Annotated in this window: 14 protein-coding genes; 10 read left to right on the top strand and 4 right to left on the bottom strand. The window is 65.0% G+C overall.

All coding sequences use genetic code 11. From position 1 onward, the window contains the following. Positions 1 to 99 precede the first annotated feature (99 nt). Together ACXR2W_RS04525 and ACXR2W_RS04520 are read left to right on the top strand one after the other, a co-directional pair. Positions 100 to 1326, top strand: coding sequence for an MFS transporter (locus ACXR2W_RS04525; protein WP_458814043.1), 1227 nt, complete (start codon positions 100 to 102; stop codon positions 1324 to 1326). 86 nt (positions 1327 to 1412) lie between these two features. Then, entirely contained in the window at positions 1413 to 2375 is a 963-nt protein-coding gene (locus ACXR2W_RS04520) for a DUF4349 domain-containing protein (RefSeq protein WP_458814041.1), read from the top strand. On the opposite strand, the gene ACXR2W_RS04515 is transcribed toward ACXR2W_RS04520, so the two are convergent. Next, positions 2310 to 3830, bottom strand: coding sequence for an APC family permease (locus ACXR2W_RS04515; protein ID WP_458814039.1), 1521 nt, complete (start codon positions 3828 to 3830; stop codon positions 2310 to 2312). The genes ACXR2W_RS04520 and ACXR2W_RS04515 overlap by 66 nt on opposite strands. A 299-nt stretch (positions 3831 to 4129) precedes the next feature. Here ACXR2W_RS04515 and ACXR2W_RS04510 point away from each other — a divergent pair, with 299 nt between their 5' ends. Then, a complete protein-coding gene (locus ACXR2W_RS04510; RefSeq protein WP_458814037.1) occupies positions 4130 to 5485 on the top strand; it encodes an NAD-dependent succinate-semialdehyde dehydrogenase in 1356 nt (451 codons plus the stop codon). Between the two features lie 170 nt (positions 5486 to 5655). On the opposite strand, the gene ACXR2W_RS04505 is transcribed toward ACXR2W_RS04510, so the two are convergent. After that, the gene (locus ACXR2W_RS04505) at positions 5656 to 7557 is read right to left on the bottom strand and encodes an FAD-dependent monooxygenase (protein ID WP_458814033.1); all 1902 of its coding nucleotides are present in this window, start codon (positions 7555 to 7557) and stop codon (positions 5656 to 5658) included. Positions 7558 to 7703: 146 nt separating this feature from the next. Here ACXR2W_RS04505 and ACXR2W_RS04500 point away from each other — a divergent pair, with 146 nt between their 5' ends. Beyond that, the gene (locus tag ACXR2W_RS04500) at positions 7704 to 8444 is read left to right on the top strand and encodes an IclR family transcriptional regulator (protein WP_458814031.1); all 741 of its coding nucleotides are present in this window, start codon (positions 7704 to 7706) and stop codon (positions 8442 to 8444) included. Positions 8445 to 9052: 608 nt separating this feature from the next. Here ACXR2W_RS04500 and ACXR2W_RS04495 read toward each other — a convergent pair. Next, positions 9053 to 10465, bottom strand: a complete 1413-nt coding sequence (locus ACXR2W_RS04495; protein ID WP_458814029.1) for an MFS transporter — start codon at positions 10463 to 10465, stop codon at positions 9053 to 9055. Positions 10466 to 10763: 298 nt separating this feature from the next. Here ACXR2W_RS04495 and ACXR2W_RS04490 point away from each other — a divergent pair, with 298 nt between their 5' ends. Further along, positions 10764 to 12611, top strand: a complete 1848-nt coding sequence (locus ACXR2W_RS04490) for a thiamine pyrophosphate-binding protein (RefSeq protein WP_458814027.1) — start codon at positions 10764 to 10766, stop codon at positions 12609 to 12611. A 51-nt stretch (positions 12612 to 12662) separates the two neighbouring features. Here the strand turns inward: ACXR2W_RS04490 and ACXR2W_RS04485 are convergent, their stop codons facing one another. Further along, complete coding sequence (locus tag ACXR2W_RS04485) at positions 12663 to 13292, bottom strand: TetR/AcrR family transcriptional regulator (protein WP_458814025.1); 630 nt, start codon at positions 13290 to 13292, stop codon at positions 12663 to 12665. A 112-nt stretch (positions 13293 to 13404) separates the two neighbouring features. Between ACXR2W_RS04485 and ACXR2W_RS04480 the strand changes: the two genes are divergently transcribed. The 5 genes from ACXR2W_RS04480 to ACXR2W_RS04460 all read left to right on the top strand — a co-directional run bounded on the left by ACXR2W_RS04480 (position 13405) and on the right by ACXR2W_RS04460 (position 19164). Next, positions 13405 to 14478 carry a phosphotransferase enzyme family protein gene (locus ACXR2W_RS04480; protein ID WP_458814023.1) on the top strand — a complete coding sequence of 358 codons (1074 nt, stop codon included), beginning with the start codon at positions 13405 to 13407 and terminating at the stop codon, positions 14476 to 14478. Positions 14479 to 14517: 39 nt separating this feature from the next. Then, positions 14518 to 15792, top strand: a complete 1275-nt coding sequence (locus ACXR2W_RS04475) for an aspartate aminotransferase family protein (RefSeq protein WP_458814021.1) — start codon at positions 14518 to 14520, stop codon at positions 15790 to 15792. A gap of 128 nt (positions 15793 to 15920) precedes the next feature. Next, positions 15921 to 16820 (top strand): AraC-like ligand-binding domain-containing protein, encoded by a 900-nt coding sequence (locus ACXR2W_RS04470; protein ID WP_458814035.1) that lies wholly within the window; start codon positions 15921 to 15923, stop codon positions 16818 to 16820. A 261-nt stretch (positions 16821 to 17081) separates the two neighbouring features. Continuing rightward, positions 17082 to 17918 carry a MoaF C-terminal domain-containing protein gene (locus tag ACXR2W_RS04465; RefSeq protein WP_458814019.1) on the top strand — a complete coding sequence of 279 codons (837 nt, stop codon included), beginning with the start codon at positions 17082 to 17084 and terminating at the stop codon, positions 17916 to 17918. A gap of 64 nt (positions 17919 to 17982) precedes the next feature. Then, positions 17983 to 19164 (top strand): ABC transporter substrate-binding protein, encoded by a 1182-nt coding sequence (locus ACXR2W_RS04460; RefSeq protein WP_458814017.1) that lies wholly within the window; start codon positions 17983 to 17985, stop codon positions 19162 to 19164. Positions 19165 to 19287: the final 123 nt, after the last annotated feature.

Here is a 19287-nt window from a genome sequence, read left to right as displayed (position 1 = left end):
GCATCGGTACTTTGACGTAATCACGCGACGCCTCAGACACGCCATCGATAGTTAGCGCAACACGCGTGACAACGGCCCGGCACACACTAGAATCCTGTGGTGAGCATCTACGGTCAATTGGGCAAGAACCCCGGCGTATTTCGAGTACTCTCCTCGCAGCTGCTGGCGCGATTTCCGTTTGGCATGCTCTCGATTATTCTGCTGCTGCACATTCAGTTAGCGTACGGCGACTACACGTCAGCGGGCCTCGTGCTCGCCACTCAGAGCGTGGGCCAGGCTGTGTCGGGCCCACTGAGCAGCCGCTTCATGGGCCGCTGGGGCATGCGCCCGGTACTCACCGTCACGTCGGTGCTGTGCGCGGTGTTGCTCGCCACGATCGCCGTGACCAAGCTGCCGCTCTTCGTCGTCGCGGTGCTGGCACTGGGTGTGGGGCTCGCAACTCCCCCGGTTACGCCCGCCGTGCGCACCATGTATCCGCGGCTCGTGCCTGGCAACCAGCTCTCGGCGCTCTTCTCGCTCGATGCTGCGGCGCAAGAGCTCATCTGGGTGCTCGGCCCGGTTGTCGCCGTGCTCGTGTCATCGCAGTTTGGCACGACCGTGGGACTTCTCACCGCTGCCGGGTTCATGCTGCTCGGCGGCGCCTGGTTCATCATGAGCCCGGCACTCGGCAGCCTCAAGCTACCCGCCGCGAAGCGCGGCTTCGGTGCGGTGCTGCGCTACCCCAGCGTCATTATCTCGACCGTGATCGGGTTCTTCTTTGTCGCGTCGTTCGCCGCGATCGAAGCGGGCATTGTCGCGGCGTTTCGCGGCCCGACCGGCGAAGACCAGGGCAGCCTCGAATCTGGCGTCGTGCTCGCCCTCTTCGCGGGCGGCTCCCTCGTGGGCGGCCTGCTCATCGGTCACCGCGACATGCGACCGTGGTCGCTCGCGCTGCGCATGACGATCGTGCTCGCTGGCACTCTAGCCTGCCTCGTAAGCCTCAACATCTGGTGGCTCAGCACCGTACTGTTTCTCGGTGGAATCGGCACCGCGCCCGCATTCGCCGCGATCTCAAACATCGTCAGCGCGTCAGTGCGGTTCTCTGAGACAGCTGAAGCGTTTGGCTGGGTCGGCACGGGGCAGCTCGTGGGAGTCGCCACCGGATCTGCCATCGCTGGCATGGCCATCGACGTGGCTGGGCCGCGCGGCGCCATCATGGTGTCGGCGATCGTGCTCGGCATCGGCACACTCTGCGCGCTCGCGGCGATGCGCTGGATCCCCGATCTTAAGGGCCGCATCATCGAGCCTCCCGCCGACACCGGCACGATCACCATTCCCCTGCCCTAGCTCGCTCGGCTAGTCGGTCGGTCACAATTTGACACCGGATCGGCGCCCCGCTGTCGCGGCCGCCCCGGCGCACCTATGGTGTGACCATGAACGGTAAACGATTCACGATGCGCGCAGCGGCGGTGGCGCTCGCGTTCGGCCTGCTCGGTTCGCTTGTGGGTTGTGCAAGTGGCTCTTCGGGATCAGACAGCGCGGGTGGTGCGGGGCTCGCCTTCGACGGCGCATCGTCTGCGCAGGATGAGTCTGCGCGCAACAAGCTCGAGGTATCGCCCGAAGCCACGTCAGGCATGGAAATGGATCCAGGCCAGCACGTTATCTCTACCGCCGAGGTGCAGCTCGAAGCACAACACCCCGACGAAGCCGCAGACGAGGTCACGCAGGCGGTCACGAAGCTTGGCGGCAGCGTCGAATCTCGCACCGTCTTTCGCGCGACGGGCGACACCCCCGCGAGTGCTTCACTCACGGTACGCGTGCCGCCCTCGCAGCTTGAGGCAGCCATTGCGACACTGAGTGACGTCGGCGAGGTGCTGTCTCAAACCAGCTCAGCGCAAGATGTAACTACCCAGTACGTCGATCTCGAGGCCCGCATCAAAGCTCTCGAGACTTCGGTGAAGCGGCTGAACGACCTCATGGCCGGGGCGGCCACCACGAGCGAGTTGATCGAGGCCGAGGGCGCGCTCACCCAACGCCAGCAAGAGCTCGACGGGCTGCGCGCCCAGTTCAAGGCGCTCGACGAACAGGTGTCTGAGTCGACAATTTGGGTGTCAATCACGGCCCCGAGTGTGCTGCCCGGCGGCGGCCCCTCCAATTTCTGGGACGGGCTCATGGCGGGCTGGGCGTCCCTCATAGCAACGGGTGCGGGCGCGGTCGTGGTTCTCGGTGTGCTGCTGCCGTGGCTCGTCGTCGCCGGTGTCGCGGCGATCGTGGTCGTGGCTATTGTGCGCTCGGCACGCCGTCGACGCCGGCGCAAGCAACCGAGCGCGTTAGGCGTCGGGGACCAACACGGGAGTGTCGCGGTTGAGACTGCGCCCGGTGAAGAACGGGCGTGATCCGGCACGAAGCCACCAGAAACCCATGAGCACAAAGCCCACCAGTATCGCCCCGACGCCGATGACGAACGCGCCGCCCACCCCAAAGATCACGGTGTAGCTGTAGTCGACATTGATCATGTCGATCGCGGACTGCACGAAAGCGTAGCCGAGCATAATGCCGCCGAGCGCCGGCAGAATGCCGCGCAGCCACAGGTTGCGGGCGCTGTCGCGCAGGGTGTCGCGGAAGTACCAGACGCAGCCAAACGACGTGATGGCGTAGTAGAGCGCGACCGCGAGCCCCATCGAGGTGAGCGAGTCGGCGAGCATGTCTTCAGACAGGATCGACATGCCGACGTAGTACACGATCGCCGCGGCGCCCATCACGGTCGTCGAGAACCACGGGGTTTTGAACCGGGGGTGCAGCTCAGCGAACTTCGCGGGGAGGGCGCGATATACCGCCATCGACAGAGTGCCGCGCGCAGTCGGCAGAATGGTGGTTTGCGTCGATGACGCGGCCGAGAGCATGACCCCGAGAATCAAGAACCAGCCCCAGGGGCCGAAGAGGGCGCCGCTCAAGACGGTGAACACGTCATCGAGGTTGGCCTCGTTCGTAAGCCCAAAGCCCGTGTTACCGAAGCCAGCGAACATCATCGCCGTCACTGAGACACCCACGTACAGCACGATGAGAATCACGATGCTCAAGAGCGCGGCATGACCGGGGGTCTTGCGCGGATTCTTCGTCTCTTCGTTGAGGGCAAGGCAGCTGTCCCAGCCCCAGTAGATGAAGAGTGCGAGCAGCACAGCCTGCATGAAACCGGACCAGCTCGTGAGCTCGGCGGGGTTGAACCAGTTCCAGTCGAAGGCGACCGAACCCGCGTTTGTTCCGTCTGAAGCGTGCAGCAGCGCCAGCACCCCGAATGCGAGCATCGCAACGGTTTGAATGACCATCAATACCATCTGCATGCGCTCGCCAATCTGCACCCCCACCGTGCTCACGAACGTCATGAGCGCCATGAACACCACCGACGTTGCGATGACGATGACGCGGTTATTCGCGAACTCGTCGTTACCCAGCAAGAGCCAAAAGTACTTACCCGTGATCTCGCCCACGTTGGCGAGCACCATCACCCCGGCAACAGCAACCGCCCAGCCGGCGATCCAGCCGGTCACCGGCCCAAATGCTTTCGTACCCCACACAAAGCTGGTGCCGCAGTCGGGCATCTCGCGGTTGAGTTCTTGATATGCGAGTGCCGCAAAGACCATCGGTATACAAGCGACCACAAACACGAGCGGGGCCTGGGCACCGACCGCAACGATCACATAGCCGAGAGTCGCGGCGAGCGAATAGAGTGGCGCGGTTGAAGCAAGCCCGATGACAGTGGAGCCCACAACACCCAGGGCGCCCTGGTTAAGCCCCTTACCGACGTGAATGTGGCCGGTCTCGGTGGCGTTTTTGAGAGTGTGTTTCGTCATTGGCACTTCTTTTCCGGCGACGTCGCCGATGGTGAGTTTCTAGATCTACATCGTTTGAGTGAGGTGGCCTCATTGCGTCTCGTACGTTGTCATTCTGCCAGACAATGACGTTGACAAATTACACCCGAGGCCTATTTCTGCGGAATTCGTTGTCAACTTATCGATACACGCATGAAACCGAAGCTGAGATGTGGCTGACATGCGCATATTGCGGCGCTGCGAGCTAGTGCCAAACGTACGGTTGTGGGAGACTAAACAGTGTCATCCACCACAACGACGTTACTGAAGGAGTCAGTCTGATGAGCACGTTCGCCGTCATCAACCCGGCCACGGGCGAGACCGTTGCCGAGTACCCCGACGCAACCGCCGCCGACATCGAGGCAGCACTCACCTCGGCGCAGAGCGCCTACAAGGAGTGGGCACGCAAGACCAGCGTTGCCGAGCGCGCAGCACTCGCAAAGCGCGCAGCAGAACTGTTCGACGAGCGCAAGGACGAGCTCGGCGCGATCATCAACCGCGAGATGGGCAAGCCCCTCGAGCAGTCTGTGGGCGAGGCCGAGTTCTCGGGCGCCATCACCGCAGCATTCGCCGACAACGCTGAGAAGTGGCTCGCCGACGAGGTACTCGAGGTCGAAGACGGCCTCAAGACCTTCGTGCGCCACCAGGGCACCGGCGTGATCCTCGGCATCATGCCCTGGAACTACCCCTACTACCAGGTCGCACGCTTCGCAGTGCCCAACCTGGTGCTGGGCAACACGATCGTGCTGAAGCACGCGGCACAGTGCCCCGAGTCAGCCCTTGCGCTCGAGCAGCTGTTCCTCGACGCCGGCTTCCCCAAGGGCGCCTACGTCAACATCTTCGCGACGCACGACCAGATCGCCGACATCATCAAGGACGATCGCGTGCAGGGCATCTCGCTCACCGGGTCGGAGCGCGCGGGCGCAATCGTGGCCGAGCAGGCCGGCCGCGAGCTGAAGAAGTGTGTGCTCGAGCTGGGCGGCTCTGACGTCTTCCTCGTGCTCGACACCGACGATCTCGACCACGCTGTTGAGCACGCTGTCGGCGGCCGCATGGAGAACACCGGCCAGGCGTGCAACGGCTCGAAGCGCATCGTCGTCATGGACAAGTACTTCGACGAGTTCGCTGAGAAGTTCAAGGCCGCCATCGCTGGCCAGTCGTACGAGGCGGGCGACTTTGGCCCCATGTCGTCTGACGCCGCGACGAAGAACCTCACTGCACAGGTGCAGGGTGCGCTCGACCAGGGCGCCGAGGTGCTCGTGGGCGATAACACCCCCGAGGGCAACCTCTACACCCCCACGGTGATCACCAACATCACCCCCGCGATGGACGTGTACAGCCAGGAGCTCTTCGGCCCCGTCGCACAGCTGTACAAGGTCTCGAGCGACGAAGAGGCGATCGAACTCGCAAACTCGTCGCCCTACGGCCTCGGCTCGGTCGTCATCTGTGATGACCTCGAGCGCGCAGAAGAGATCGGCAACCAGCTCGACGTGGGCATGGTCTTCATCGGCGGCGCAGGCCTCGAGGGCGCAGACGTGCCCTTCGGTGGCGTGAAGAAGTCGGGCTACGGCCGCGAGCTCGGCAAGGGCGGCATGCTGGAGTTCGCCAACAAGAAGCTCTTCCGCTTCGCTGGCTAATTAGCTCACGTGGGCGGCGGCTCAGACCGCCGCCCACAACACCTGAGGCCCCGAGAACAGTTCGTTCTCGGGGCCTCAGCCTTTTTTGCGCCGCTCGCCAGGGGTCCGGATCGGTCACCTACCGGGCGAGCAGCGTGCGCCGCAGGTCACCTGCGGCGCACGCCACGTCGCTACTGCTGCGGCAGAAACGCGCGGCCGAGCAGCTCGGCGAGCCCGTCAGTGTCATCGAGCGTGAAGATGCCCGCCACATACTGGTCGGGGCGCACAACGATCACGGCACCGTCGCGGCTCACGCCACGTTCTTCGAAGATGTCGACGTCGCGGTGCACCGCGTAGATCTTCTCGTAGTCGGTGAGGCCGAACGGGCCAGACGCGGGCAGAAACAGCTTCGACGCCCGATCAATCGCAACATCGTGGTGCTGCTCTTGGTAGACGGCCTTCACATCGAACACCGAATCGACATCGGTGTCCGTGGGCGTGAATCGGCGTACGGGTGAGCCGTCGGCCAGCATGGCGTCGGCCCAGCGGCTCAGCTTCTCTCCCCCGGCGTCAGCGAACGCGTAGATGCGGTAGCGGCCGTCGGCGCGGTGGTGGTGCCCCAGGTGCACGTCGACGGCGTCGGCCACCCGCGTCGTTTCAACTGACTTGAAGCGCTTGCCGATGGGAAAACCGGGCGCGAGCGCCTGGTGTGCGAGGTCCCCCACCAGCATCGACTCGGTGTACTCGGTCATAAACCCGGCAGGGAACTCGGCGGTCTGCAAGTAGAAGTCTTCAAGCTCAGATGGCGAGTCGAACTCTTCGGGCTTCTTCGCCATGAGCGACGACCATTCGTGGTCGAAGTCGATCAGGTTCTTCGAGGTCACCCAGCGCTCGGCCGAATAGGTCTCGAGCAGCGCTTCGGGGCTGCGCCCCTCGAGCACATACCCGAGCTTCCAGCCCAGGTTCCAGCCGTCTTGCATCGACACGTTCATGCCCTGGCCGGCCTTGGCGCTGTGCGTGTGGCAGGCGTCACCCATCAAGAACACACGGGGCTTACCGTCGGGCGAGGTGGCGGCGTCATCAAAGCGGTCGGTGAGCCGGTGCGCGACCTCGTAGACACTGTGCCAGGGCACGTCTTGCACGTCGATCGAGTACGGGTGCATGATCGCGTTGGCCTGAGCCACCACGTCTGACAGCGGCGTCTTGCGCACCTTGCCGCCGTCGCTCCCGTCGACCTCACCGAGGTCGACATAGATGCGGCAGAGGTGGTTACCCTCGCGCGGAATATGCAGAATGCTGCCCGCTTCAGAGTGAATAATGCACTTCTTGCGAATGTCGGGGAAGTCGGTCTTCGCGAGCACGTCCATCACGCCCCACGCGTGCATCGAGGTCGAGCCCGAGAGCGATCCACCGATCGACTTGCGCACGCGCGACCCCGCGCCGTCTGCGCCCACCACGTACTTGGCGCGCACCGTGCGGGTCTCGCTCACTGTGAGGTCGTCTGCCGCCGCGTTGATGCCTGCGCCACTGTGGCCACTCACCCGGCGCAGCGTCACTTCGACGGGGAACTCACCCTCGCCTACCGTCAGGTCGACGAACTCCCAGCCGTAGTCGACCTTGCTGCGGGCGGGCGCGCGCGAGCCGTACTCGGCGAAGTAGTCAATGACGCGGGCCTGGTTCACAATGAGGTGCGGAAACTCGCTGATGCCCTTGGCATCGTCAGGCGTAATCGAGGAGCGTACGATGTTCTCGCGGTTCTCGGGGTCAGGAGTCCAGAACACGGTCTCGGTGATCTGGTAGGCCTCTTGCCGAATCTGCGCGGCAAAGCCGAACGCCTGAAAAGTTTCGACGCTGCGCGCCTGAATGCCGTCGGCCTGGCCCAGCACGAGGCGCCCCTCGCGGCGCTCAACGATGCGGGTGACAACGCCGGGAAACTGCGCGAGCTGCGCCGCGGCGACAATGCCCGCGGGGCCGGATCCGACGATCAGCACATCGATCTCATCGGGGAGGTCTTCGGGGCGGTCTGCGCCAACGCCAGCGGCGGGGAGGACGCGCGGGTCGCCCGAGACGTAACCGTGATGGTGAAACTGCACTGTAACTCCTTGTGAGCATCGTTGCTTTGTTCATATAATGAACATGTCGTTTGAATATCGCACACTGATCATACGCTTTTCGTGCGCCAGACTCAATACTGACTCCCACCCAAAGTTCCCAGCGGCCCCTAGAGGAGAATGTCGAGATGAGCCCAACCACCAAAGCCGCCGCGACCATTACGCCGGCACAGCCCGCCCCCGCGGGATCGCAGACTCTCGCGCGCGGGCTTAAGGCGCTCGAGATCTTGGGTGAGGCACAGCGCCCGCTGTCGATCGCTGAGCTCGCCGAGGAGCTCGGTGTGCACCGCTCAAACGCGTACCGGCTGCTGCGCACACTCGAGGAGTACCGCTTTGCGCTGCGCGACGACGCGGGGCTCATTCGCCTCGGCCCACGCATGGCAGCGCTCGCGCGCGGCGTCGCCCCGGGGCTCACGACCGCCGTCACCCCCGAGCTCACCCGGCTCGCGCAGGCCACCGGCATGACCGCGTTTGTCACGGTGCTCGACGGCGACGAGATCATCACGCTCGCGTCGGTCGAACCCGTCGGCGTGGCAGCCGCGGTAGCCCGGCGCCCGGGTGACCGCCACTCCTGGCAGCTGGGCGCCCCAGGCCACGCGATCGAGGCGTCACTCAGCCAGGCCGAGCGCACGTCACTGCTTGGGCAGGAGGCCGCCACGCCCGAGTCAGTCTCGGCGGCCGAACGCGGTTATGCGCTCAGCGAGAGCGAGGTGATCGACGGCGTCACCTCAATCGCGGTGCCGCTGCGCATCGCGGGTGAGGCGCCCGCCGCCATCGCGATCGTGCATTTCAACGCTCCGGATCCCGTTGAAGACGTCGTCGCCGCGCTCAAAGCCGCCGCCGAGCGGGTCGCCCGCAACTACCGCTAGCGCGCACCACGGGTGTGGGTCCTGCGACTCGCTTCGCTCCCGCAGGACGACAGTTGGTGGGCACACCGTCCCCCAGGCGACAGTTGGCGGGTACACCGCTCCCCAGACGACAGTTGGTGGGTACACCGCTCCCCAGACGACCGGGCTGGCGCTCCATCCCCATCATCGTCACCCTGCGCCGGTGCGCCTTCCCCTTCGTCACCCTGCGCGACGAAGGAGTCGCAGGGTCCACACCCACTCAAGCCCGCTGCACCGATCTAGGCTAGAACATCAATTTCCCCGATTTTTGGTGTCGGATCGCAGTCTCGACGCAAACGCCACGGGTCGAGCCGCGCGCGAGGAGGTCCTGGATTCTGCGAGTCGCTTCGCTCCCGCAGAATGACGAAGTGAGAAGCTCCCGCAGGACGACGAAGTGACAAGCTCCCGCAGGACGACGAAGTGACAAGCTCCCGCAGGACGACGAAGTGACAAGCTCCGGCAGGACGACGAACCGCCGAACGGGCGAAGGCCCGGTCTCACCGCTTGGCTGGGTCTGGCAGGAGCGCGGGCGAAGCCTGCGCGACCGGAGAGCGGTGAGACCGGGCCTTCGCCCGTTCGGTGACACTACCTCACCATTTCGCGGGTTCCTTCTCCCAGATGAAGTGGCCCGTCTGCTGCTGCTCTTCGTACTCGTGCTCGAGCGGAATGCCCGTGCGGTCGCGCAGCAGCAGCGTGGCGATGAACGCCACCACCATGACGCCCGCGATGTAAAACGCCACCGAGGTGGCAGACCCCGTCGTAGCAACCAGCCAAGCCGAGATCATGGGCGCGAACGCACCGCCGAGAATCGCGCCGATCGCATAGGTAATCGAGACGCCCGAGTAGCGAATCGAGGCGGGGAACAACTCGGCGAAGTACGCCGCCTGCTGGCCATACGTGAGCCCGTTGCCGATGGCAAACAGTGCGAGCCCCAGGAACAGCAAGAACACACTGCCCGTATTGACGAGCGGAAACAGAATGAAGACAACAGCAAGAAACGCGATCCAGCCGGCAATGTAGGTGTTCCTACGGCCGATCCGGTCAGAGATCACACCCGCAAAGAAGGTCACCGCGAGCCACACGAGCGAAGCCGCCGCGACCGCGAGCAGCACGGGCGTGCGCTCCATGCCCACGTGTCCCCCGTCTTCGAGCGGCTGCGTGGCGTAGTTCTGAATGTAGCCACCGGTCGTCATGTAGCCAGCCGCGTTGTTGCCGGCGAAGGTGAGGGCAGCGAGCAGCACGAGCAGGCCGTGCTTCTTGAACAACTGCACAGCGGGCATCGAGCTGCGCTCCTTGCGTTCAGCGATCTCGTTGAACACGGGGCTCTCTTCAACCGTGCGGCGCACGATGATGCCCACCACGATCAGCACGATGCTCAGCAGGAACGGAATGCGCCAGCCCCACTCGAGGAACGCTTCGCCGGGCGAGATGACACCGGTCATGAGCGCGAGTACACCCGAGGCGAGCAGCAGGCCGATCGGCACGCCGATCTGCGGGAACGCGCCCATGCGACCGCGTTGCCTCGTGGGTGCGTGCTCGACAGCCATGAGTACGGCGCCGCCCCACTCGCCGCCCGTCGAGAGACCCTGCACGATGCGCAGCAGCACAAGCAGCACTGGCGCGAGCATGCCAGCAGTGTATGCGCCGTGGTTATATGTCGGCAGCACACCAATGAGCGTGGTGGCTACACCCATAAGAATCAGCGTGATGACGAGCATCGCCTTGCGGCCGATGCGGTCACCGTAGTGGCCCGCAAGGAACGCACCGAGCGGGCGGAATAGGAAGCTCACACCGACCGTCGCGAACGACAGGATCGTCGCAAACTCGGGGCCGGCGGGTTCAAAGAACAACTTGCCAAAGACGAGGCCTGCGGCGCTCGCATAGAGGAAGAAGTCGTACCACTCGATCGTGGTTCCGATCACGGTGGCGGCTGCGACGCGGCGCAGCTCGCTACGTTTCTCTGGCGTGATGGGAATGGAATATGTACTGGCGGGGGTAGACATTATGTTGAGGACTCCCTTGTCGGTTTCAAGTCAACCTCCGTGAAGTTCAACTATCGAACTCTCTGCCCGATTGTTGCACACGGTGTGTTGAGTGTCACTTTAGCCAATGGTCTCAGATTTGTCACCTTTGCACCCCTGTGCCGCTATGCTTTCAGTGTCCAGCCCGGCCGCCACAAGGCCCGGCCGGCAAGGCGCTCGAAAAAGGGGCGCTGCTGCCGGGTACGCCACAGGTGCCCCGCCCGGCGAGACATACACGGTTCCCACTCTCACCTCGCTTAGTTACGCGAAAGGCACTGTGATGTCATCACCCACCACGCTCACCCGCGCGCTTGCACGCGCCCTCGCCCAGCACACCGAGGCCAGCTTTGGCCTCATGGGCAACGGCAACGCCCACCTCATTGAAGACCTCACTGCAGAGGGCGTGAGCTACACGGCTGTGCGTCACGAGGCAGGCACGGTCGCCGCCGCCGACGCCTACACCCGCGTCAGCGGTAAGCTCGCCATCGCCACCACCACCTACGGCGCGGGCTTCACCAACACTCTCACGGCACTCGCAGAAGCTGCCCAGGCGCGCACCCCCATGCTCGTGGTCGTCGGCGACGCCCCGAGCACCGGACCGCGCCCGTGGGACGTCGACCAAGAAATGCTGGCCGCGGCGATGGGCGTACGCACGCATACCCTCTCGATCACCAACATTGAGCGCACAGTTGAGCGCGCCGTGGCGTACGCGGCACACGCGCGGCGCCCCGTCGTGCTCGGCATTCCCTACGACATCGTGAGCGCACACGCGGTGCCAGCTCCGGCCCCAAAGCCTAAACCCGAGGGCATCGACCTGAACGACCCGGCCGTGCTTGCCACGCTCGCTGCCTCGGTATCGCAGCACGATGCAGCCCAGATCGCAGCGCACGACACTGCGCAGAGCAAGCCCCACCCCGATGGTCTCGCCGCACTGCACGCGGCAGGAGCCGCCCCCGCCCACCAGGTCGAAACCGCGGCACACACGCTGATTGAAGCCGAGCGGCCCTTGATTCTCGCCGGCCACGGCGCTCATCTCGCGAAGGCGGGCGCCGAACTTGGCGCTCTCGCCGGGTCACTCGGAGCCCTCACCGCCACCACCGCACTCGGCCGCAGCATCTTTCCCAACGCCCAGTACGACCTCGGGGTCACGGGTGGATTTGGCCAGGCCGCCGCAATGGACGTCGTCGCCCAAGCCGACGTTGTCGTGGTCGTGGGCGCAAGCCTGAACCAGTTCACCATGCGCTTCGGGGAGCTATTCGCCCCCGGCACGACCGTGATTCGCGTCGACGCCGAGCAGGTGGCACCCCCAGCTACGAAGCACCCGATCACGCACCAGCTACTGCAGGGCGACGCGCGCGCCACCGTCACCGCCCTCACCCACGCGGTCGAGTCTGAGCGTGCACGCACGCTGCTCGAGCACGAGCGGCACGGCGACTGGGCAGTGCCGCGCGGCACCCCGCCGTGGCGCGAACAGGTGGCCGGGCTCGAGCCCGGCGGCGCCCTGCGCGTGCGTAACACGGGCACCGAAGTCTGCCCCGACGGTCGCCTCGACCCGCGCACCGTGGCCGCCCGCGTCGCCGAGCTGCTGCCCGCAGACCGCCACGTCACCACCGACGGCGGCCACTTTTTGGGCTGGGCCAACATGTACTGGCCTGTCGCATCCCCCGAGCGCATGGTCATGGTCGGCACCGCCTACCAGACGATCGGGCTCGGCTTCGCGACCGTCGCGGGTGTCGCCGCCGCGGCCCCCGGCACGACCACCGTACTCAGCACGGGTGACGGCGGCGGCCTCATGGCGATCGCCGACCTTGAAACCGCGATTCGGGTCGCCCCCAGCTGCGTGATCGTCGTGTGGAACGACGCCGCGTACGGCGCCGAAGTTCACCTGTACGGCGAGATGGGCCTCGATCAGGGCCCCATGCTCATACCCGACGTCGACTTCGCGGGCGTCGCGACCGCCCTCGGCGCGCAGGGCGTGCGCGTGACGCAGCTGTCTGACCTCGACGCGCTCGCCGAGTGGACGAACGCGGGCGCACGCGGCACGATCCTGCTCGACTGCCGCGTCTCGCGCGGCGTCGTCGCCGAGTACCAGCGCGAGATTCAGCGCGTCAACGGCCTCGACGTATAGCGTTTCGATGTCTAGCGGCCTCGGTGCGCAATGACACCGAGGCCCAGCGGGCTACTGCGCGATGCCGCTCGCGAGCCTACTGAAGGCACGCACGGCATGATCCGGATCAATTGCCCCCGCCGCGACCCCGGTCGCGGCCTCGCGTAGCGCCCCAACCAAGAGCAGTGCTGTCGCGTCAACTTCGAGGTCTTGCGCGACCTCGCCTGCGGCGGCAGCGGCGGCGAGCGCGTCGCGGATCATCGAGGCGCTCGCGCTTGAGCCGATGCCCCGCTCGGAGCCCGTGGTGATGAGGGCAGGGCCCGAGACGTTGTAGAAGTGACCGACGCGCTCGTCGCTCGCGAGGGCGAACATGGCCCGGGCGAGAGCGGCGAGCTGCCCGCGCCAACCCGTTTCGGCTGAGACGGCGGCGCGGGTGCGGGCCACGAGGTCTTCGCCCAGCTGCGCGTATGCTGCGCGCAGTAGCTGGTCGCGGCCGCCCGAAAAGTGGGCGTAGACGGTGCCGCGGGAGATGCCCGATTGCGCCGCGACGCGATCAATAGTCGTACCCGCGACGCCCTCTTCGCCGATCACAACGAGCGTGGCTGCAACGAGATCCTGGCGCGTTTGCTGCTGCCGGCGCTGTCGCAGGCTGAGGGGTGGCGTGGGTACTGCTGGCGTCTCTTGCGACGATCGCGTGCTCATGCGTCCAGTCTATGTGCGACACCACCGTCTTGTGCACCAAGGATATAGTTTCTATACTCTGAGTACAGAAAGGCGCGTGACTGCGCGCCCCCTTGTCGAAAGGATGCCCACGGTGGCCATCGAACCCGCACTCCCCCACACGCCTGAGCCATTCGTCGTCGACCTCGAGGCAGCGATTGAACTGGCACGCGAGGCGCTCGCGCGCTACGACTTCGACCCTGCCGCCGAGCTGACGCTACTCAAACAGCGCGAGAACTTCGTGTTTGCCCTGCAGCACGAGGGCGAAGATTATGTGCTGCGCGTTCACCGTCAGGGCTACCACAGCGACGCAGAGCTTGCGTGCGAGCTCGACTTCGTGCGCGCCCTGCACGCCGAAGGAGTCGCGGTGCCGAGCTTCATCGAAGCGCCGGGCGGCCGCGGCTTCTGTGTGGTCGGCGCGGGCGAAGGCGGCGCGGGCGATTCTGGCGCAGGCCGAGCCGCGCACCCCGCAGGTCCCCACCAGGTCGACCTGCAGCGGCTCATTCCCAACCACGGCAACTTTGGTGACGAGCGCACCGGTGTCGACGGTACCGCCCAGCTTGAGCCCGGCGATTTTGAGGCGCTCGGCAGGCTCATCGCGCAGGTACACGACGCCACGGCCCGCTCCGGTTACGAGATGGCGGTGCCCCGCGACGACTGGGATCTCGACGGCCTCGTCGGTGAAAGCCCTGCGTGGGGCGACCCGCTGCGCATCTGGGAGCTCGCGGGCGACGATAGGGCTGCGGTCGTCGCCGCGATTGCCCGCATTCGCGAGGAGCTCGGCGACTACGGCACCCCCGCGGGCCGATTCGGGGCGATTCACGCCGACCTCACACCCGAGAATGTATTGCGCACCGACGAAGGCCTCGTGCTCATCGACTTCGACGACTTCGCCGCCGGCTGGCACCTCTTCGACCTCGCCACCGCGATCTACTTCTACACCCCGCACCCGCGGCACGACGAGTACCGCGCGGCGCTCTTCGCGGGTTACGAGTCCGTGCGCCCGCTTGATGCCGACGACCACGCCGCGTTCCCCGCGATGCTGCTCGCCCGGGGCCTGACGTACCTCGGCTGGGCGGCCGATCGGCGCGGCGAGCCCACGGCTGAGTGGCACGCGACGACTGTGCTGCCGCACATCGTCGCGCTCTCACGCCAGCTCATCGCCTAGATTCTGCGCCCGCACAGCATAACCAGAAAGTTTGAACCCATGACCACCACACCAGACCTCATTGCCCGCCGCAACCGCACGATCGGTCCCTACTCCCCCCTGTTCTACAACGAACCGCTGCAGTTCGTCTCAGCGAAGGGCGTATGGTTCACCGAAGCCTCGGGCGAAAAATACCTCGACGGCTACAACAATGTGCCACACGTAGGCCACTGCAACGACCGAGTGGTGCGGGCGCTCGCTGACCAGGCGGCGACGCTCAACATTCACACGCGGTACCTCAATGAGCGCGTCGTCGACTACTCAGAGCGCCTGCTCGGCACGTTTCGCCCCGAACTCGACCGTGTGCTCTATGGCAACTCGGGTTCAGAAGCCAACGAGCTCGCCATTCGCATCGCTCGCCAACTCACCGGCAATACCGGCATGATCGTCTCTGACTACAGCTACCACGGCACCACAATCACGCTCGCCCAGCTCACCACAGGCCTCAAGACCCGCGAGCCGCTCGGCGAGCATGTGCGCACGATCCGGATCCCGGATCTCGATATCGACCCGCGCCCCGCGGCGGAGGTACTCGCCGAGACACTCGCGGGCCTAGACTCTGCGATCGCCTCGCTGCAGGAGGCGGGCTTTGGCGTTGCCGCCTGCCTCTTTGACCCGCTGTTTTCGACCGAGGGCATGCCGCGCGTGCCCGAGGGGCTTGTCGACGGCATCGTAGAGCGTGTGCAGCGCGCGGGCGGCATGGTCATCGCAGACGAGGTGCAGAGCGGCTTTGGCCGCACCGGTAGCCACATGTGGGGCCACGACTACGCCGGCATGACCCCCGATCTCGTCACGATGGGCAAGCCCATGGGCAACGGTCACCCCATGTCGGCGGTCGTCACGAGCGAGCGTGTGCTCGACGCTTTTGGTGCGCGCAACGAATTCTTCAACACGTTTGCGGGCAACCCGGTCTCGGCCGCCGTCGGCGAAGCCGTGCTCGAAGAGATGGAGCAAGAAGAGCTGATGCCGCGCGCCGCCTCGCTCGGCACTGCGGCGCTTGCGAAGTTTCAGGAGTTCGCTGCACGCTACGACTTCGTGCGTGCGGCGAAGGGCACTGGCCTCTTCTTGGGGCTCGACTTCGCCGTCGATGGGGTCGCCGCACCCCAGCTCGCAAAACAGGTCGTGGAGGCGATGAAGACTCGCCACGTGCTCATTTCGCGCATCGGCCGCGATGAGAGCGTGCTCAAGGTGCGGCCGCCGCTCGCCTTCAGCGACGCCGAGCTACCCCTGCTGCTCGGAGCGCTCCAAGAAGCGCTCGACGAGGTTTCGGTGTAGTCTCTCGGCAACGGCTGCGATAATTTCTACAGCCGTGGAGTTCGATTGACAATGAGGTGCGCTTCGTGGAGAAAGTAACTGGGCTACGCCCGGGCGCTGCCAGCACGCCGCCTGAGCGGGCAGACAACATCGGCAGTTTCAGCTCGCTCGCGTCACACTCGTTCGTGCCGCTGCGCATCTCGGCCGAGGGCAGCGGCACGTTCAGTGGCAAACTCAATTCTGCAGACGCAGACGATGTCGTGTTCACCGAGGTCGTGGCAAAGCCGCACCTCGTGGAGCGCACTCCCGAAGAAATCGCGCACGGCGGCAGCGGATACTACAAGGTCAGCCTGCTCCTGTCGGGGTCAAGCATTCTCGTGCAAGACGGGCGTGAGGTGGTTATGCAGCCGGGTGACCTCTCGGTCTACGACACCTCACGCCCGTACTCACTGCTGTTTGGCGAAGACATGCGCAACCTCATCATGATGTTTCCCAAAAACCGACTCGATCTGCCCGTGCCCGTCACCGAGCAGCTCACCGCTGTAGCTCTGAGCAAAGAACACAGCGGGCTCGCCCCGGTCATCTCGTCGTTTCTGTCGCAGTTTCCGGCACAGCTTGAGCCGCTGACCGATCGAGTACGCACCAAACTTGCGCACACCAGCCTTGACCTCATCGCGACGCTTTTCTCGAGCATTCTTGACACGGGAGCCGCAACGCGCGACCCACACCAGCTGCTGCTCCAGCGCATCTATGCCTATATCGATGACAACCTTGCGAGCCCCGAGCTGTCACCCGGCAGCATTGCTCACGCCCACTACGTGTCTACGAGGCACCTGCACTCGTTATTTCGCCAGGCCGACACGACCGTGTCAACGTGGATCAGGCAGCGCCGACTCGAGCGCTGCCGTGAGGACCTCCTTGATCCGGTGCTTTCTGACCGGCCCGTGGCCGCGGTGGCGATGCGTTGGGGCTTTACTGATGCGGCGCATTTTAGTCGCGTCTTCAAAGCGGCTTACGGCGTGAGCCCCAGTGAGCTGCGGCTGCGCTAGCAGCGGCCCTGTACAGAACAGCCTGGCGGTAGAGCGCCCCGCTTCGCACCGCGCCGCGGCCCGGTCTTGGCGTGCGCCGTGACCGCGCCGTGACACTCCTTGCGCGAGCGCGCCCGGCACTTGACTGGGCGCGCACAGCACAGCCTGAGCGTGCACGAAATTTCTATACGCTGCGTACATTAAAGGTCTACGGATACCCAGACACTTGTCATGAACGCTGGGTTGCCGTGTCACCTCATAACGCAAAGGAGCGTATTGACAATGACCAGCGCACAGCCCTATCAAGACATCGCTGTGGCCGATGATTCGCGTGCGGCAGACGCGAACGAGTGGCGCAGCTACGATGAGTTCGCGGCGGGCATCGACACGTACCGCCTGCCCAGCGGCTCACTCAACGGCACCGAGCTCACCGTGACGCTTGATGACGGCGGCACAATCGCCCTCGCGTTCGGGGCAGACCGTGTGCGCTGGAGCGCGACGGGCGCCTTCGCCACCGACGGTGAGCTGAGCGACCCCTACGATGCGGTGCGGGTGCGCTCAGACATCATGTTCGTGAACCTGCCCATTGAGTCGCGCGAGCGCGAGCAGATCACGGTCGTGTACTCAGAGTCGACCCACCGTGCCCTCGTCACCCGTTCGGTGATCGGCGAGGCAGACGTAGACGGCGAGCCCCGCGTCGGCCAAACCTTCTGGGCTGGCACGACCGACCGCGGCGAAGCAACCGGGGAGGCGCCTAGCCCCTCGCGCTACCTCGTGGGCAAGCGCAACCTCTACCGGTACAGCCCGCACCACCTCTATGAGCACGTCTACCTGTCGAGCGAGCGCTATGCGTGGCAGTGCGTGCAGGGTGTGCAGCGCGGCCACGGTGACGTCGACATGTCGACGGTGTGGAAGTTCGCTGACGGCCTCTATCTGTTCTGCTTTCGCGAGTTTCGCATCGCTGTCGCCAGCGTCTGGTTGCACGACCTCGGCTACCAGTTGCGCACCACGGGCGTCTTTTTGGGCATCACGGCGTCGGGCGAGGCCGAACACTCGAAGGCGGGCGGCCACATTTACCCCGGCGGCGGCCTCGAATACCCCGACGTTTGGCCGGTCTAGCACTTCACCAGCTGTTGTTACTCACTCGTTTTTTCTATCCCCTCCCCGCTTTGAAAGGCACACAATGAAGTCACGCTTTCTCAGCGCCGCCGCGCTCACCGCGGCCTGCGCGCTCGCACTCACCGGCTGCGCCGGTGCCGACGGTGGGGGCGACGGCGCGCCCATCAAGCTCGGGTCGGTCAACACGATCAGTGGCCCCGCCACCTTCCCAGAGGCGTCTGAAGCCGCTGCGGCCGTCTTCGACAAGGTCAACGAGGCCGGCGGCATTAACGGCCGCATGATCGAGTACAAGGCGAGTGATGACAAGGCCGACCCCGCAACGGCTACCGCTTCGGCGCGCGATCTTGTGGGGAGCGACGAAGTGGTTGCGCTCGTGGGCGGTGCATCGCTGCTCGACTGCGAGATCAACGCCAAGTACTACGAGCAAGAGGGCGTGCGTTCAATCCAGGGCATCGGCGTCGACCCCGGCTGCTTCAGCTCCCCCAACATCGCCCCGGTCAACATTGGTCCGTTCAACGACACCACGCTCACAATGCTGTACGGCTCTGAAGAGCTGGGCCTCGAGAACCTGTGCGTGTTCACCAGCGTGATCGGCTCGACCGGCCCCGCATATCAGGCGGCCGTTGACCGTTGGAGCGAGATCACGGGCAAGGAGCCGCTGCTCGTTGACGACACCGTGCCCTACGGCGGTGCCGACTACACGCCATACATTGTGAAGGCGAAGAAGGCGGGCTGTGACGCGATCGTCTCGAACGCGGTTGAGCCCGACGGCATTGGCCAGATCAAGGCCGCCAACCAGCAGGGCTGGGACGACGTCTCGTTCCTGTTTCTCACCTCCGTGTACAGCGAGAGTTTCGCTGCCGCCATCGATGACGCGGGCGCAGGTGTCTTCGTGCCCGCCGAGTTCTACCCGTTCACCGAAGACAGCGACATCAACGCCGAGTGGAAGTCGCTCATGACCGACAACGACATCACCCTCACCTCGTTTAGCCAGGGAGGCTACCTCGCAGCCACGTTCATGGTTGAGGTACTCAAGAGCATTGACGGCGATATCACCCGCGACAGCGTCAACGAAGCGCTCTCGAGCATGGCGCCCATCGACAACGACATGCTTGCCTACTCTTACCAGTTCGACAAGATTGCCGCGCAAGACTACGAGCCCGGCGGCTGGCCCGTCGTACTGAAGTCGAAGACGAACGCGTGGGAGAAGTCGGCCGACGACTGGCTGCTCGCCCCCGCAAGCTAAACCCCCTTTGAGCCCGGCGCGGCCGCCGTGCGTCAAACAGCACAGGCCGCGCCGGGCTCGAATTGTTTTCTTCAACGAAGGTTTCACATGCATTCTGTTTCTCCTTTCACCCCGCGAGGGCGA

Source organism: Leucobacter faecis (assembly GCF_054456695.2).
Note: the sequence above shows the minus strand (reverse complement) of the source record. Positions and strands in the feature narration are given on the sequence as shown.

Coding starts and splice junctions, on each gene's coding strand:
- ACXR2W_RS04460 (WP_458814017.1), top strand. CDS start 17,983: ATGAAGTCACGCTTTCTCAGCGCCGCCGCGCTCACCGCGGCCTGCGCG.
- ACXR2W_RS04490 (WP_458814027.1), top strand. CDS start 10,764: ATGTCATCACCCACCACGCTCACCCGCGCGCTTGCACGCGCCCTCGCC.
- ACXR2W_RS04510 (WP_458814037.1), top strand. CDS start 4,130: ATGAGCACGTTCGCCGTCATCAACCCGGCCACGGGCGAGACCGTTGCC.
- ACXR2W_RS04495 (WP_458814029.1), bottom strand. CDS start 10,465: ATGTCTACCCCCGCCAGTACATATTCCATTCCCATCACGCCAGAGAAA.
- ACXR2W_RS04515 (WP_458814039.1), bottom strand. CDS start 3,830: ATGACGAAACACACTCTCAAAAACGCCACCGAGACCGGCCACATTCAC.
- ACXR2W_RS04485 (WP_458814025.1), bottom strand. CDS start 13,292: ATGAGCACGCGATCGTCGCAAGAGACGCCAGCAGTACCCACGCCACCC.
- ACXR2W_RS04500 (WP_458814031.1), top strand. CDS start 7,704: ATGAGCCCAACCACCAAAGCCGCCGCGACCATTACGCCGGCACAGCCC.
- ACXR2W_RS04520 (WP_458814041.1), top strand. CDS start 1,413: ATGAACGGTAAACGATTCACGATGCGCGCAGCGGCGGTGGCGCTCGCG.
- ACXR2W_RS04475 (WP_458814021.1), top strand. CDS start 14,518: ATGACCACCACACCAGACCTCATTGCCCGCCGCAACCGCACGATCGGT.
- ACXR2W_RS04465 (WP_458814019.1), top strand. CDS start 17,082: ATGACCAGCGCACAGCCCTATCAAGACATCGCTGTGGCCGATGATTCG.